The following is a 15,468-nucleotide window of genomic DNA, read 5'->3' as shown; positions in this document are numbered from 1 at the left end:
GGTAGCCGTCGAGGACGGAACGGTCGCAGAAGTCGCCGAGAGCCTCGGAGACAACCAAGCCGACTACGCTTGGTCCCCCGACAGCGGCCACCTCACCTTCACCCTGCCCAACATCACTGGGGTTCGCTCCGTCTATATCTGGAGCACCACCGACGGCAAGGCCCGGCAGGTCACCTCCGACTCCTTCAACGACACCAGCCCCGCCTGGTCCCCCGATGGCAAATACCTCTACTACCTCAGCGACCGGGCCCTGGCGCCGCAGCTCGACCTCCTGGAGTGGAACTTCCAGGTCAACCGCGAGAAGGAGATCTTCGCCCTCGCCCTCCGCGCCGACCTTCCCCACCCCTTCCCGCCCAAGAGTGACGAGGTGAAGCTGGACGAGGCGGACGACGCTGAGAGCAAGAAGAAGCAAACCGCCGAAGCCGATGGGAAGAAGAACGGAGGCAAGGACGAGGAGGAATCGAAGGCCGCGCCCGTACGCATCGACTTCGAGGGCCTCGCCGACCGGGTGGCCCGGGTACCGGTAGAGGGCGGCAACTACTACGGCCTCCAGGTCGTCGAAGGCAAGCTCCTCTTCCTCGACCGCGATGCTTTCTACTACGGCCGCCCTTCCGCGAGCCAGCCCACCCTCAAGGCCTTCGACCTCGAAAAGCGAGAGAGCAGCACCCTGGCGGAGGGCATCGGCCACGGCTACGTCCTCTCCCAGGACGGCCAGAAGCTCTTGGTTCACAAGGGCGGTGGCTACGAGCTCCTGGCCACGAGTGGTGGTGAGTCCAAACCCATCTCCACCGCCGGTCTCCAGGTCTACCGCGACCCTCAGGCGGAATGGGCCCAGATCTTCGACGAGGTGTGGCGCCGCTACCGCGACTACTTCTACGTCGAGAATATGCACGGCTACGACTGGCAGGCCATCGGCGACCGCTACCGGGCCTTGCTGCCTCACGTCGGTCATCGCTCGGACCTCAACTATCTGATGGGAGAGATGATCGCCGAGCTCAACGTCGGCCACGCTTACGTCGCCGGAGGAGATATCGATCTCCCGGACCGGCCCAAGGTGGCACTGCCGGGGGCGGAGCTGGAGCTCGACGCCGAGGCCGGCCGCTACCGCATCGCCGCCATCCTCCAGGGCGACAATCACGAGGAACGCTACCGCTCCCCCCTCACCGAGGTGGGGGTGGACGTCCGGGAAGGCGACTACCTGCTGGCCATCGACGGCGAGGAGGTCGAGGCTGAGGACAATCCCTACCGCATGCTGCGCTACAAGGCCCAATCGCCGGTGACCTGGACCGTCGCCAGCAGCCCCGACGGTCAGAACCGCCGGGACATCACCTACCGCCCCATCACCTCCGAGGACGCCCTGCGCTACCACCGCTGGGTCGCCCGCAAGCGCGCCATGGTGGAAGAGCTGGGAGGCGGCCGCCTTGGCTACCTCCACATTCCGGACATGGGCGCCGACGGCATCCGTGAGTTCATCAAGTGGTACTACCCCCAGATCCGCCGCGAGGGCCTGGTGGTGGACGTGCGCAACAACGGCGGCGGCAATGTCTCCCAGATGATCATCGAGCGCCTGTCCCGAGAGCTCTTGGGCATTGGTTACAGCCGCAACTCGGAGATCGTCTCCACCTACCCCATCGCCGTCTTCAACGGCCCCATGGCCTGCGTTCTCGACGAGGACTCCAGTTCCGATGGCGACATCTTCCCGTGGATGTTCCGGCAGGCAGGGCTCGGGCCGCTCATCGGCAAGCGCAGCTGGGGCGGGGTCATCGGCATCACCGACCGTGGCACCCTCATCGACGGCGGCCAGGTCTATGTGCCGGAATTCGGCCTCCTCTCGCCGGAGGGCGAGTGGATCATCGAAGGCCGCGGCGTCGAGCCCGACATCGAGGTCACCAACGATGCAAAATCGGTGATTGAAGGCCGGGATCCGCAGCTCGAGCGGGCCGTCCAGGAGGTCTTGGACCAAATCGAGAACGGCGGTTGGGAGCCCCTTCCCGAACGGCCCGCAGCTCCCGTCAAGACCGAAGGAGCGGTACCGTGAGTCTCGACTCCCTCGTCTCCCGAGGAGGCCGGAGTCTTCGCACTCTGGCCTCCTGGGCCTTTCTCGTCTCGGCCTGCTGCTTCCTCGCCGCCTGTTCCGGAGACGGACCCAGCGAGGAAGCAGGTCAGGAAGCGGCCACCGTCTACCAGATCCGCGCAGAGATCCAAGCTCTGCCGATCCCCGACCGGGCCTCACCGGAGCTCATGGTGCGCCACGAGGCCGTCGACGACTGGACGGACCCCACCGGCACCGTTGTCGGCATGGACGCCATGACCATGCCCTTCCCCCTGGAGTCGGAGGCCGTGGCCGACGGCTTTGCTGCTGGAGACCTGGTGGAGATGACCGTGGAAGTCGATTGGGACGGCCCGCGGCCCGTCCTCGTCACCGGCCTCGAGGCTCTGCCGGAGGGTACTGAGCTGAGAATGCGCGCGGCCCAGCCCTCTACAGCCACCGAGTCCCAGAAGAGCGATCCTCCTGAGATGCCAGCCCCCTCCCAGGAAGGCGGTAGCTAGCATCACGGAGTGAGAGTCAGACGCCAGCGAGAGAACCTGGAGGGGGTTCTGCGATTCGGGTAGGGCCTCCTGGGCGGGAAGAGGCTCACGGACTTCGCTTGGAGACCGCCTCCAGGTTCTCTAAATCCGCTAGATCCTGAGCTCTTCCACTGGCTCGTTTGTTCGTCAGCAGAGCCTCTCTGCCGATGATGGGAACCGATAGCTCGTCGAGTTGGGCCTTCACCCGCGTGCTCCAAACCGCTTCGAAATCAACTCCCGTAATCGAAGTCAGCAGATCGACACGATTGGGTGGATAGCCGAGTTGAACCACGGTCTCCAGCTCGAGAAAAGTCTCCGGCTTGATCTCCAAAGATCCAAAGCCGAAGTCTTCTAGAGCTGCAACCAGACGCGCCCCATTCTCGATGGTCGGGCGAATCAGGAGATCGATATCACCGGTATAGCGAGGATAGCCATGAAAGGCGACGGCGTAGCCACCAACTAGGACGTAATCAACTCTCGCCGAGTTGAGCAACTCGACAAACTCTCTCAAATCGCGAGCCAGCTTCACCCAGAGCCTCCCGGTGGCGTTGGATGAGTTGCAGCAGGAGGTCGAGACGCTCTTGAGGCAGCAAGGAGGCATAGTACTGATGGTCAGCCCCTTCAGCCTCCTCGAATCCTCGCGAAACTCGTGCAACCCTTTCCATTCTTAGAGTTTACCACGCAGCTTTGCCAAGCTGACTGCACCGCCCTCGCTAGTTCAGCTGGCCCCGGGCGAAAGAAACAGGCTTCTGCGATTCGGGTAGGGCCTCGTAGACAGGGCCTCGCAGACAGGGCCTCGAAACGCCGAGGCCCAGGCTCTGATCAGGGCCCGTTGGCGATAAACTTGGGGGATGCAACGACTCGATACATCCCCGCGCCGACGCCTCCCTACCCGAATCGCAGAATGGGCCTTTGCGGCCCTGATTCTGCCGGTCCTGCTTCTCGCTGGCGCCTGCTCCACCGCCCCCTCGGCGCCTACTGACCCCGCCGCGTCGCCGCCTTCGTCGGAAGAGACAGCGGCTGAGAGCGCTGCGGAGAACCCGCAGGAGCGCTCCTTCACGATCCTTTCCATCAACGACGTCTACCGCATCACCGGCCTCTACGACGGCAGCCGAGGAGGTCCGGCACGGGTGCGCACCCTGCGGCGACAGCTCGAGGCCGATCACCCGGATCTCCTGGTCTTCCACGCCGGCGACTTCCTGTATCCCTCGCTTCTCAGCCGCCTCTACCATGGCGAGCAGATGGTCGACGTCCTCAACCTCCTGGACGGCGACGCCCAGGCCTTCGATCCGCATTTCTTCATCACCTTCGGCAACCATGAGCTCGACGCCGCCGGCGACGAGGGGGCCACCCAGCTCGACCAGCGTCTCGCCCAATCCCAATTCCGTTGGATCACTTCGAACCTGCACTTCCAGGAAGGCGGCAAAGACTCCCCGGAGATCGCCGATCCCCGCCTCACGGACCACGTCCTCACCGAGGCCGGCGGGGTCAGGGTCGGTATCTTCGCCGTCACCCTCGACAACCAGCAGCCGTCCTATGTGCGCGCCATCGACGATCCCATCGAGACCGCCCGCCGCTACACGGCGCTCTTGCGCGGGCGCGGTGCCGAGGTGGTCATCGGTCTCACCCACCTCGAGTTGGAGGAAGACTTGCTCTTGCTGGAAACCCTCCGGGAAGACGGGCCGGATCTCATCCTCGGCGGTCACGAGCACGATCGGCAGCGGCAGCAGGCCGGCGGCCGCTGGGTCTTCAAGGCGGATGCCGACGCCGTCTCGGCGGTGGTGGCGACCCTCACCGTCGGGCCCGAGGGGGGCGTCACCGTGGACCAGCGATTCGAAGACTTGATGGGAGACGAGCCGCCCCCGGATCCCCTGGTCAGCCAACACGCCGACGCTTGGATCCGCCGTCACGAGCAAGAATTCTGTACCGCCGCGGGACTTCCCTCGGGCTGCCTCGGCCGAACCTTGGGGACCACCCAAACACGGCTGGTGGGCGAGGAGCTGGCCATCCGCTCCCGGGAGACCTCCTTGGGCAATTGGGTGGCGGATCAGCTGCGGGCGGAGCTCCAAAGCGAAGGTGCCCCAGATCAGGGAGCCCAGGTGGCCGTCATCAACTCCGGCGGCCTGCGCCTCAATCGGGACCTTCCCGCCGGTAGCCCGGTGAGCCGCCGCGATTTGGAAGAGCTCTTCGCTTTCCCCAACCCCACGGTGCTGCTGCAGATCGACGTCAAGACCCTCGAGAAGATGCTCCAACGCTCCGTCGAGCAGCGAGGGGAAGGAGCCTGGCTACAGGTCTCCGGCCTCGCCTTCCGCTACGACCCGGACCGCCAGCGGGTGCTCGACCTCACCCTCCTCGCTCCCGAAGGACCACGGCCTTTGGAGCCCGGGGAGGTCCTGCGCGTGGCCACCGTCAACTTCTTGGCGGATCCGGCCATCGGAGACCAGGACGGCTACACCATGCTCGGCCTGCACCAACGCCTCGCCCGCGGAGGCAGCCTCGAAAAGCGTGCGCTCAAGGCGTTGCAGGCCGCCGGCACCGAGGGCATTGCGCCGACGGTGGAGGGCCGGATCTGCGCCGTCGACGCGCCCGGCCCCTGCCTCGCCGTCGCTTCCCCTTGAGAGCTCAGGGGATGTCGGCGATCTCTCGAACCGGCCCCAGCAGCAGCGCAGGATCCACCCGCGCACCGTGCCAGCGCAGACCGAAGTGGAGATGGGCTCCCGTCGAACGCCCGGTGGAGCCCACCGTGCCCAGAGTCTCTCCCCGCCGCACCTCCTGCCCCGTCTCGACGGCGAGGGTGTCGAGGTGGAAATACATGCTCACCAGCTCGTCCCCATGATCGACGAAAACGCTCTTCCCGGCGAAGAAATGCTCCTCCGCCAACACCACCGTCCCCGCCGCCGTCGAGCCTACCGGCGTTCCCCGATCCGCTGTGTAGTCGACGCCGGTGTGGGGATTGCGCGGCTCGCCGTTGAATACTCGCCGGCTGCCGAAACGCCGTCCCTCCGGCAGGGGGTCCAGGGGCGCCGCCAGCGGCAGGGTGAAGCGCGCCTCCGACGGATTCCGCCACAGAGCGCCGACCCGAGCGCTCTCCCGCCGCGAGCGGGCGATATTCTCCGGCGATAGATGCACCGTGGAATCGTCTTTTAGAGTGATGTGCTGCACCGGATAGGGATAGTCACCGATACCCAACCGTCGGTTCTCCCAAACACCCTCGACCCGCCGGCGCAGCGTGATGGAGCCGGTCCTCTTGAGATCCACCGGGTAGAGACACACTCCCTGGAGCGGCGCCCAGGTGCGGTCTCCCAGGCCGCAACGGTCGACACCGGCGGTGCTCCAGCGGACGATGGATCCCGGTGCGGCGCTCGCCTGGCTTGCGGCCCGATTGGCCCCACTCTCCGAGGCTCCGGCCTCCACCTCTCCCAGGGCCAAGCCCAATCCTAGCCAGCCCGCCAGGAGGCCCATTGCCAGGAGCACCCACCTCCGGCTCTTCCAACCACGATCCATTCCCCGTTGTCCCACTACGCTCACTCCTTTTCCGGACTCCATCATCTTGTTCCCGACGATCCGAATCGATCCCGGCCTCGGGCTACAGCCACCGGGTGATGTGTTCCCGATACCGGCTGTAGAGGAAGGATACCGCCACCATCGACGCGCCCAGGCATAGGAAGGCCAGCATCTGATAGTAGGTTTCCAGCCGGGTGACGTCGAGAATCGCCAGCCGCAGGATCGCCAGGGCGAAGACCGCTAAGGCCGTCCGCCGATAGATGCGGTCTCGCCACAGAAAGCCGAGGCCGATGAGCACCAAGGCTAGGAGACTCCAGCCGGCAGTGGTCCAGACCCCCGCCAGCTCCGGCCCCAGGGTCAGCCCCACCAACCCCACCAGCGCCGCCACCGCCACCAGCACCCGCCGATAGAAGCGGCCCACCGCCGGTGCGCTACGGCACAATTCCTCCGGCTCCTGCCCCACCAGCAGCCGCTCCGAGAGCAGGAGGGTCCCCAACAACAACACCCCGGCGAAGCCCAAAGACTCGCGGTAGCCAGCATCGAAGACGGCGAAGCCGATGAACAAGCCCGAGCAGATCAGCGCGAAGAGCACCGCCGCCCGGATCAGCCAGCGCAGCTTGAAGGTGCAGCCCACCCCCACCATGATCAGCGCCAGCGCGCTCTGGGCCGGTGCGCCAAAAGGCCGGGCTCCAGCCAGCTCCTCACCGAAGGGTTGGAGGAAGATCCCGGCCAGGCCAAAACCCAACAGATACGCATACCACGCTGCCCACCACGCCGGCCGCCGCCGCCCCGTCTCGTCGTGATGGCGAAAGCTCCACTCCACCGCCGCCCCCGCCGCCACCGTCACCGCCAGCATCAGCAGCGCCAGCTGGGGTGCCGTACCCACCGCCGCCTCGGCCCCTACGCGGCCGTAGAAGAGCGGATGGGCGGCGGTGAGGCAGACCGAGAAGGCCGCCGCCATGGGCGGGCTCTTGAGCCAGGCCGTCAGCACCACGAAGAGCACCGCATAGAGCACGGTGACGAAGATCATGAACACCGCGGAGGGAAATTGCAGCCAGGTGAGGGCGATGAGCAGCACCGCCCCGGTCATGGACGAGATCACCGCCAAAGCCATCGCCCGGCGGGTCAGCGGCTCCAGATCGAAGGTGTCGAGCCAGCCCTCCGCTTCCGGCCCTTGTCCGCTGAAGCCTCGATGGAGCGCTTCCACCGTGACCCACAGCAGGACGAAGGTGATCAGCCAGAGGGAGGTCGGGGTGGGGCCCGGGCGCTGATTGAAGAGGAGCTCCCCCATGCCCACCAGCCCCACCGTCAGCGCCACCAAGGAGCCCCAGGCCAGGCTCGCCCGCCGCAGCCACGGCGCTGTCGCCATCAATAGTGCCGCCGACAGCAGGATCAGCGTCACCGAAGCCCACTCGGTCATGGGCCGCTGGATCAGCTCGCTGCCGTAGAGGATTCGATAGGCCCCCATCAGTCCCAGCTGGGTGAGCAGCGCCGCCATCAAATAGGGACTGTTGCGTAGAATCGTCGCCACCAAGAGCAGCGCCGAGGTCACCGCCATGGCCCACAGGGCTTCCCGATTGTAAGTACAGGCGCGACCGATGATCAAACCGAAGACCGCCGACGTGAGCACCGCGCCCAAGGCCGCCAGGGGCCGGGCATAGAGCCGCAGGGCGGTCTCTCCCCACCGGTCTACCCAGGTGTCGAAGTCCTCCGCCCGCCGCGCCGGGCTGGTGCGGAACAATTCCACCACCACCATCAGCACCGCCGCCGTCAGCCCCCAGGGCCATAGCGGCTCGAAGCGCTGATCCGGCAACACCGCCAGCCACGCCATCATCACTACCGCCAGCCCGAAGCAGGCCAGCGCTCCCAAGGCAAAGGAGCCGCGGCGGCACCGCGGGCAGACGGTGAGCAACAACGCCGCCAGCACCCCTGCCTCGGTGAGGATGACCCAGCGCAGCAGCGAGTGGGCCGGCTCGGTGGCATCCAGATAGCCCAACGCCAAGGCCCCCGTCGCCCCCAGGTGCACCAGGAGTCCCAGCAGCAGATAGGGCGTGCCCCGCCACAGGCTCGCCAGGCCCAGCAGGACCGTCACCACCGCCAGCGCGGCAACGCCCTCGAAGGCACCAGCGCTGCCGTGGAGGAGGGCCCACACCCCCAGCTCCGCCACCAGCACGGCGAAGAGAGTGCGCCAGCGACGATCCCGGATCGACCGTCGCTGCCACAATGGCTGGGCCAGCGCTTCCGGTGCCGGCCGAGGCCAGATCTCCAGGCAGGCCCACACCAAGGCCAACGGCACCAGAGCCAGGGCTAGAGCTCCGAATCCCAGGGGCGCGAATCCTGCTGCGGTATTCGCCGGGGCCAGCGCCGGAGCACCGGCGGCAAAGCCCGCCAGCAGCGCGCTACCCAAGCCGGCGGCGGCGAACCGTTGGTAGGCGCGGCGGCGGCGTGCCGCCAAAGCCATGGAAAGCAAGGCGATCGTCGCCAGCAGCGCCACCGCCAGCTGGTGCACCAGCCAATCCGACGGCTCCCGCGCCGCCGCCTCCCATCCCGAGGCCTCCCGCCACAGCAGCAATCCCGTCGCCAGCTGCAGCCAGAACATACCTTGGAGAAGCGGTGCACTGCCCAACCACAAACCGGCCAGCGCACCACCGGCGGCGAGCAACGCCAACGCCACCACATTCCACGGCGGACCGAGGAATTTGTCGCATTGGTAGACCACCAGGATCGCACCGGAGAGAGTTTGGCCGTGGGCCAACGGTACCGTCAGCGGCCGGAACAGGCGATGCCAGACCAGCGACCAGGCCCCCGCCTCCCCCAACCGCTGCTCCGGCGGCAAGGGCTCCCAAGTCTCGTTCTGCCGCGCCCGCACAAAGTACACCGCCGCCATGAGCAGCGCCCCTACGAAGGTCGGCCAGGAATCCAGCTCCTTGGCTTCGGAGAACCAGAAGGAGACGAAATTCACCACCAGCACCACCCGCGCCAGGTGGCGCAGGAAGCCGAATTCGATCACCCGTCCTAACACCAACAACAACAACGCTTCCGCCGCCAGAGCCATGTTGAGGGCCAGGCCGCCGAGGCGGGAGAAGAGCGCCAGGGTGGCGAAGACGGTGGCGGCGGTGACGTACAGGGGGACGTCGGCGGTGCCCTTGCGGTGGTGCAAGATCAACAGCAGCAGCTGCACCAATGCCAGCGGTAGGAAGAACCAGTGGATCCGTTCCCAGGCCCCGGGGCTACTCTGGAAGAGGGCTGCCGCGAGGGTGGCGTAGAGCACCATGGCGGTGGGCCCCACGGAGCGCCCGGTGACCCGTTGACGGCGGCTGAAGGCCTCCCGCCCCCGGCCCTCCAGGCGATGGGTGAAGGCGGCGTCGGCTACCAGATAGAGCAGATAGTAGGCGGTGAGGAAGCTCAGATGCTGGACGAACCCCACCTCCCCCACCCCCGCCGGACCGGCCTCTCGCATGGTCCACAGGAAGTGGGAGCTGTAGGCCATGATCACCGAGAACAGGGCCAGCGGCATCCAGTCGTGACGCAGCATCAGCACTACGGACGTGGCGCTCAGAAAGAGCACCGCCATCATCGAAAAGATATCCGCGTCGGCGCTGCCCACGTAGGCCGCCACGTGGCCCAGGAAAAGCGCCAGCGTGGCCACCCCCTCCCATCGCCAGCGTTCGGCGCTGGCCAGGATCGCGCCGACGAAGAGGGTCATGAGGACCAAAGACGCCACCAGCGGCAGGCAGCGCATGGGAGGCAGGAAGTAGGCGCCGAAGGAGGTGAAGAAGCCCAACGCCAGACCGGTGGCCATCACTGGCCTTGCGAAGCGGCGCAGGCGCCCGGCGTAGCGCAGACCGACGCCGAAGACCACCGCCGAGCCGACATAGCTCGCCAGCACCCGATGCCAGGGCTGAAGCTGGGGCACCACCCAACTCGCCGCCAAAGCGAAGGCGATCACCACAAAGAGCAAACCGCCGCGCAGGAACCACACGGCACCGATGCGCTGCTCGAGATCCAACGGCTCCGACTCGGCGCCGTCGTCCCCCGCTGAGTCCTCCACTGAGCTTTCCGGCGGAGCTACCAGCTCTTCGCCAGCGACAACCGCGCCGTCCTCGCTCCTCTCCGCCGCGGCCTCGTCGCCCACGACGGCACTGTCCGCCGGTACCGGTACCAAGTCCCGGACCCGCCGCGCCGCCGCCAGCAGGCGTTCCTTGCGCGAGGTGCCCGCCGCTGCCGGCTCCTCGATGAGCTCTTCGGAGGAACCCTGCGCAGGGAGCTCTGCTGGCTCCGCGGCGGAATCTGCTGTAGAACTGGTCTGGGAAGCCTCGGCGGGGACCGGGGGCTGCTCTGGAGCCTCCCCATCCTCCCCCACCGCCTGCCGCAGAGCCTCTACCTCCTGGGCCAGCTCCTGCACTTCTCCCAACACCCGCGTCAGCTGCTCGCTGAGACGGTCCAGCCGCCGGCCTACACCGGGGGATTCGGGAGAATCGGGCGGTCGGGTCATTCCGGAGAGCCTACACGTCCCCTTCCCGCCGCCGCAACCGCGGCGCCTACCGGCGAGTCTCGGGTCAGGAAGCGACCGTCAGCCGCGTAGCCAGAAGAAGAGCACCAGCAGCGTCAGAATGAAGAGCACGAAGAGAGCGATCTTGATGGCGCTGTAGGGGCGCTGGCCCTGCACCTCGCCGGTGGTGGCGTTGATCACCACTTGGTAGCTCTTGCCACCGTATCGGTACCCCAGCGACCACACCGGCAGCAGCAGGTGCTTGTACGTCAGGGCCGAGAAGTCGCTATCCAATTGATGAATCCGCTGGACGTCGCCGCCGATACGCTGCTTGGTCTCCCGGCGCAGCTCCCGGTCCATGCGCTCCTTCGCCTCCTGAAAACCCTGATCCAGCTGCACGTCGTAGCTCTGCGACAAATACCCCGCCAGCAGCTCTTCGCGGAACGGCACGCAATCCGCCAGCGGCCACGGCTCGAGCTTCTCCACCCAGCCTCGCGGCAGATGGGTACCGGCGGCCACCAGCACGTCGTCGAAAAAGCGCTGAAACTGGCCGGAAGCCGGCGACCAGCGAGTGCGGCGCTTACGGTTCTTGCCCGAACCGGAGTAGTAATGCTTCCCGCGCTCGCCGCGGTAGCGGCTGTAGGTCATGGCGTCGTAGGTCCAGAAAGGCAGATAGATGCCTTCGAACTCGCCCCGGATGCCCTTCTTCTTGAAGTCGTTGGGGGCGAACCACAAACCCTTGAGCCAACGCCGCAGGTGCTGTTGGGCCCGCCGCCGCTCGACTTTGAAGGGCACCATGCCGTCCACCGGCACCAGGCGTTCGGAGCGGTGGACATTCTCCCGCTGCACCGGTGAGCCGCAGAAGGCGCAGCGGGTACTGGTGAGGGTGCCGGTGAACTCCACCTTGGCCCGGCAGTAGCTGCACTCCATGACCTGCGTGGCGGCGACATCCGAATCGCCCCCGCGGCGCAGCTCCACTAGCCGCCGAAGGGTCTCCTCCAGCGGATTCTCCCCAACCGCTTCCTCCCCGGAGGTATCCCCGGAGAAGAAGTCCTTGGTGAAGCCACAGAACGGGCAGCGCAGCGTCTGCTGCCCGATGTGGAACTCCAGATCCGCTCCGCAGGACTCGCAAGGAAACGTCCGCCCCTGAGCCTGATCCACCGCCTGCCCGGCGTCCGCGGTGGTGGCCGCTTCGGGCAGCTCCCCGAGCTGGCTCACGACTGCGGCAGCGGCGGCGGCGTGGCCTGGAAGTAGCCAGCCAGCTGAGGAACGTCACCGGCCGGCGACCAGGCCTCCATGCCGGCGGTCCACACCAGAGTCTCGCGTTCGATCTGCCCGCCCTGGATCTGCTGCACCAGCTGAGCCAGCGGCATGGGCCCGACGCTCTGACCACCGACGGCGGCGTGCCAGGGACTCGCCGGCGGCAGCGGCGGCGGTGCAGCCCCACCACCGGCGGCTCCCGGCGCCATCTGGCCGGGGCCGACCTGGGCCCCCGGGCCACCACCGGCACCGAACATCTGGTTGGCCATGGCGAAGCCCATACCCAGCCCCATGCCCTCGGCGGCACCGCCCCCGGAGGGATTGTTGGCGGCGGCGGTCATGGCCTGGCCCATCTGATACTGCTGGAAGGCGCCCATATCCCCGATGACTCCCATGCTGGTGCGGGTGTCCAGAGCCTTCTCCACCTCTTCCGGCAGCGAGATGTTGACCACGTAGAGCTGGGGAATCTCCAGCCCATACTCGTCGTCCACCCGTTCCTGGGTGCGCCGCCGCAGCTCCTCCGACAGCTCGGTGTAGTTGCCCGCCAGATCGAGGGCGGCGATCTTCGCTTCCCCCAACATGTCGGCGAAGGCACTGACCACGATGGAGCGCAGCAGCTCGGTGACCTCTTCCGCCTCGAAGATGCCGTCGGTCCCCACCAGCTCCTCGAGCAAGGCCTTGGGATCCTGAGCCTTCAGAGCGTAGGTACCGAAGGCGCGAATGCGGATCGGCCCGAAGTCGGCGTCGCGCATCATCACCGGATTGGGAGTGCCCCATTTGAGGTCGGTGATCTGGCGCGTGCTGACGAAGTAGACCTCGGCCTTGAACGGGCTCTCGAAGCCGTATTTCCAACCCTGGAGGGTGCTGAGGATGGGCAGGTTGGCGGTGTCCAGGGTGTACATCCCGGGCTCGAAGACGTCCGCCACCTTGCCGCGATCGATGAAAATCGCCTTCTGCCCCGGGCGCACGATGAGCTGGGCACCATGCTTGATCTCGTTCTGGTAGCGCGGGAACCGCCACACCAGGGTGCGGTGGGTATCGTCGACCCACTCGACGATGTCGATGAGCTCTTGGCGTAGCTTTTCAAACAGACCCATGTCGTTCCTCCAGATGGTGAGCGTCGCGGACTCCCCGAGAGTTCCCTCAAAAAGAGGTCTCGGGCGCGGCGTTGGTCGCTTTACGCAGGCTTCTTCATCGTACTCAGCGGAGGGGCGACGCGCAAGAAGGAAGGCCCGGCGGTTCCAGCTCGGAGAGCGGAAGCCGCCGGGGATCGGAATGGAACAAAGGCGGGGTGGGGAAACCCGAGATCTCAGGTTTCGAAAGTCTGACCGCCGAGCCAGGGAAAAACTCGACGGGCAGAGAGTACCCATAAATCAGGAAATTTGCAAGTCTCAATACCTCCTGTTTCATTTCTGACACACACCCACCCAACCCTGGGCAAGCATCGGTCGGCTACCAGGGCGCGAGATAATCAGCCCATGGATGATTGCAACGGAGCCCCGCCTTGAGCCCACCGAAGACCTCGCCGACGCTACGCAAGGCCATCGAGCTGCTCAACGCCGAAGCGCAGGCGCAGCTCGACCGGCACCCGTGGGGGCACCTGCTGGCGGGACGCCGGGAAGCGCTCCGACTGCCGCTGGAGCTCGTCCTCAACGCCCGGCCGGAGGAGCTGCCGAAGCTGGCTGCGCGAGCTCAGGAGGGGATCGATGAAGCTCTGCAGGCGGTGCTCGCCCACCAGGCGGTGGTGCGCCCGGGGCATGTCTACTGCCTGCGCTGCGCCGGTGCGGAGCTCTCCCCCAGCTCCAGAGCTCCCAGCTCCAGAGACCCCAGCTCCCGAACTCCCAGTGCTGGCAGCCAAAGCGCGGCGGTGCAGCATGCCCCCTGCCAGCACACTCAGCCTCCGGGATCCCAAGACGTTTTCACCGGCTACGGGCCTACCGGCATCCCCCGCTTCACCGACCTCGGCCAATGGCTGCTGGAGCGCCAGGATCCCCGGGTGGACGATCTCTATCAGGAACCACCGCGGCTGGTCACCGTCGTCTCCACCGGTCCCGAGCTCACCGGCGAGGTGCTCTCCGCCTACCGCGACCAGCAGACCGGCTACCGCCTCCACGGCCAGGTCGCCGCCGGCTGGTTTTCTCTCCCCGACCCCCAGGGCAACCGGCGCCCGATGGCGGTGACCCTCCAGATCGTCTCCACCCACGGCCGCCGCGGCAGCCGGGGACACCCCCGCTTCACCCTCAACGTGGTGTGCACCGGACCCGATGGCGAGAGTCTGGAGGAGCTCTATGGCAGGATCGGCAAGCTGCCCTGGGCCGGTCCCTTGCGCTGGGGCCAGGAGGCCCTGGCCAGCGTCGAGGCCGCAGCGGCCCGGCGAAGACCCGGCCAGCGCACGAAGTCTTCCGCCAAGAGATCCTCTGGAAAGAAGCAACAGCAGCGGCTGGAGGGAATCCTCGGCGGCATCGCCCGAAGGCTGGAGAAAGGCCGGCGCGCGCACCGGCGGCGCACCCAACACGCCCAGCAGCGCCACGACGAGGGCGGTCGGCCCACCTCCATGGCGCTTGCGGATCTGCGGGTAGCGGGGGCCGAGCAGCTGCTCTTCGACACCCGTCAGGAAACGTTGGTGGTGCTCGGCGAGCGCGGCCGTGCCCACGTCTTCAACCCCGAAGGCAAGTTGGTGACCTCGGTGCGCTACGCTCCGCCGGCCATCGAGCGCCGGCGCCAGAATCGCCGCTGGCGCCCCGCCACCGCCGCCGAGATCGCCACCTTGGAGAAGCATCTCGGCATGGCCAGCGGCTACCGCTCCGGAGCTTCGGACTCTTCGCCGGAAACCTGAGGAGGCTCCTGCGGTTGGCTACGAAGCCTGTCCAGAGCTTCCCGAAAGACTCCCTGCAACGACCTCAAATAGCCCTCCTGAGCCCCAAGGGCGGTGGCCAACCGGTCCACCAGGGAGCCGAGGAGCGACTCCTCCTCCGCCAGGGTGTGTTCCGAGGCTTCCGCAGCTTCGGCGTTGTACCGCCGGGCAGCTCCGGCAGCACCCTGAGCTCTACCGTCCGCTCCATCCTCTCCCGCGCTGTTGCGCACCCCCCGGCCGAGGATCCGCGAAGCCTTGAGCAGCAGCCGGCGGCTGCCTCGCAAGCTGCGCTGCACCAGCTGCCGCACCGGCCGGGGATCGATCCGGTCGAGGGCCTCCAACATTGCCCGTCGAACCTCCAGCGCCGATCTCTTCGCCCCCGCCGGCGCCGCCAGGTCCAGCTCATCCCAGCTCAGGGCACTGTGCATCAAATACCCCAGGTGGAAGGTCTCGGAGAAGCGCTCGACGCTCTCGTTGAGGGTGAGGATGATGAGGATCTTCTTGAAAACCTTCCGCAGCAGGTAGATCGTCACCTTCACCACCGGGGTCAGGAAGCAACCGCTGAGGCATCCGCGGAGCAGGCTGCCCTCGTCGGAGCCGGCGAGGGTACGGATCTGCTGCGGCTGCGGCTGCCGCCCCCAACGCTCCAGCTGCTCCGCCAACATCCGCCGGCGCACCCAGTCGAGCACCCGATCATCGAGGAAGGGGATGGGGATGAACGGACACAGTCCCGCCAGCAGACTGTAGAAGGTCAGGCGCCGGAACCATGAGACTCTGCCGACGCCGTCGC

At 66.9% G+C, this 15,468-nt stretch carries 10 protein-coding genes; 4 read left to right on the top strand and 6 right to left on the bottom strand.

The genetic code is table 11. From position 1 onward, the window contains the following. Both SX243_19820 and SX243_19815 read left to right on the top strand, forming a co-directional pair. Positions 1–2,038 (top strand): S41 family peptidase (locus tag SX243_19820; protein ID MDY7095231.1); only part of this gene is annotated, 2,038 nt, incomplete at its 5' end. Continuing rightward, positions 2,035–2,550 carry a copper-binding protein gene (locus SX243_19815; protein ID MDY7095230.1) on the top strand — a complete coding sequence of 172 codons (516 nt, stop codon included), beginning with the start codon at positions 2,035–2,037 and terminating at the stop codon, positions 2,548–2,550. The genes SX243_19820 and SX243_19815, both read left to right, overlap by 4 nt. Positions 2,551–2,635: 85 nt before the next feature. On the opposite strand, the gene SX243_19810 is transcribed toward SX243_19815, so the two are convergent. Next, positions 2,636–3,097 (bottom strand): hypothetical protein, encoded by a 462-nt coding sequence (locus SX243_19810; protein MDY7095229.1) that lies wholly within the window; start codon positions 3,095–3,097, stop codon positions 2,636–2,638. 322 nt (positions 3,098–3,419) lie between these two features. On the opposite strand from SX243_19810, the gene SX243_19805 reads away from it, so the two are divergent. Then, on the top strand, positions 3,420–5,186 hold the full coding sequence (locus SX243_19805) for a 5'-nucleotidase C-terminal domain-containing protein (protein MDY7095228.1): 1,767 nt from the start codon (positions 3,420–3,422) through the stop codon (positions 5,184–5,186). A 4-nt stretch (positions 5,187–5,190) separates the two neighbouring features. Here SX243_19805 and SX243_19800 read toward each other — a convergent pair whose 3' ends face one another. The 4 genes from SX243_19800 to SX243_19785 form a co-directional block, all read right to left on the bottom strand. After that, positions 5,191–6,042, bottom strand: a complete 852-nt coding sequence (locus SX243_19800) for a M23 family metallopeptidase (protein MDY7095227.1) — start codon at positions 6,040–6,042, stop codon at positions 5,191–5,193. A 112-nt stretch (positions 6,043–6,154) separates the two neighbouring features. Continuing rightward, positions 6,155–10,567: a DUF2339 domain-containing protein gene (locus SX243_19795; GenBank protein ID MDY7095226.1), complete on the bottom strand. Its 4,413-nt coding sequence runs from the start codon at positions 10,565–10,567 to the stop codon at positions 6,155–6,157. 78 nt (positions 10,568–10,645) lie between these two features. Beyond that, entirely contained in the window at positions 10,646–11,782 is a 1,137-nt protein-coding gene (locus SX243_19790) for a hypothetical protein (protein MDY7095225.1), read from the bottom strand. Continuing rightward, a complete protein-coding gene (locus SX243_19785; GenBank protein ID MDY7095224.1) occupies positions 11,779–12,921 on the bottom strand; it encodes an SPFH domain-containing protein in 1,143 nt (380 codons plus the stop codon). Before SX243_19785 ends, SX243_19790 begins: the two co-directional genes overlap by 4 nt. Before the next feature lie 407 nt (positions 12,922–13,328). Between SX243_19785 and SX243_19780 the strand changes: the two genes are divergently transcribed. Further along, complete coding sequence (locus tag SX243_19780) at positions 13,329–14,660, top strand: hypothetical protein (GenBank protein MDY7095223.1); 1,332 nt, start codon at positions 13,329–13,331, stop codon at positions 14,658–14,660. Here the strand turns inward: SX243_19780 and SX243_19775 are convergent. Beyond that, the coding region (locus tag SX243_19775; GenBank protein MDY7095222.1) for a hypothetical protein at positions 14,621–15,468 on the bottom strand (848 nt) is incomplete at its 5' end. The genes SX243_19780 and SX243_19775 overlap by 40 nt on opposite strands.

The organism is Acidobacteriota bacterium (genome assembly GCA_034211275.1).
GTDB lineage: Bacteria > Acidobacteriota > Thermoanaerobaculia > Multivoradales > JAHZIX01 > JAGQSE01.
The sequence above is the reverse complement of the archived record's forward strand: the minus strand, read 5'-3'. Positions and strand labels throughout refer to the sequence as shown.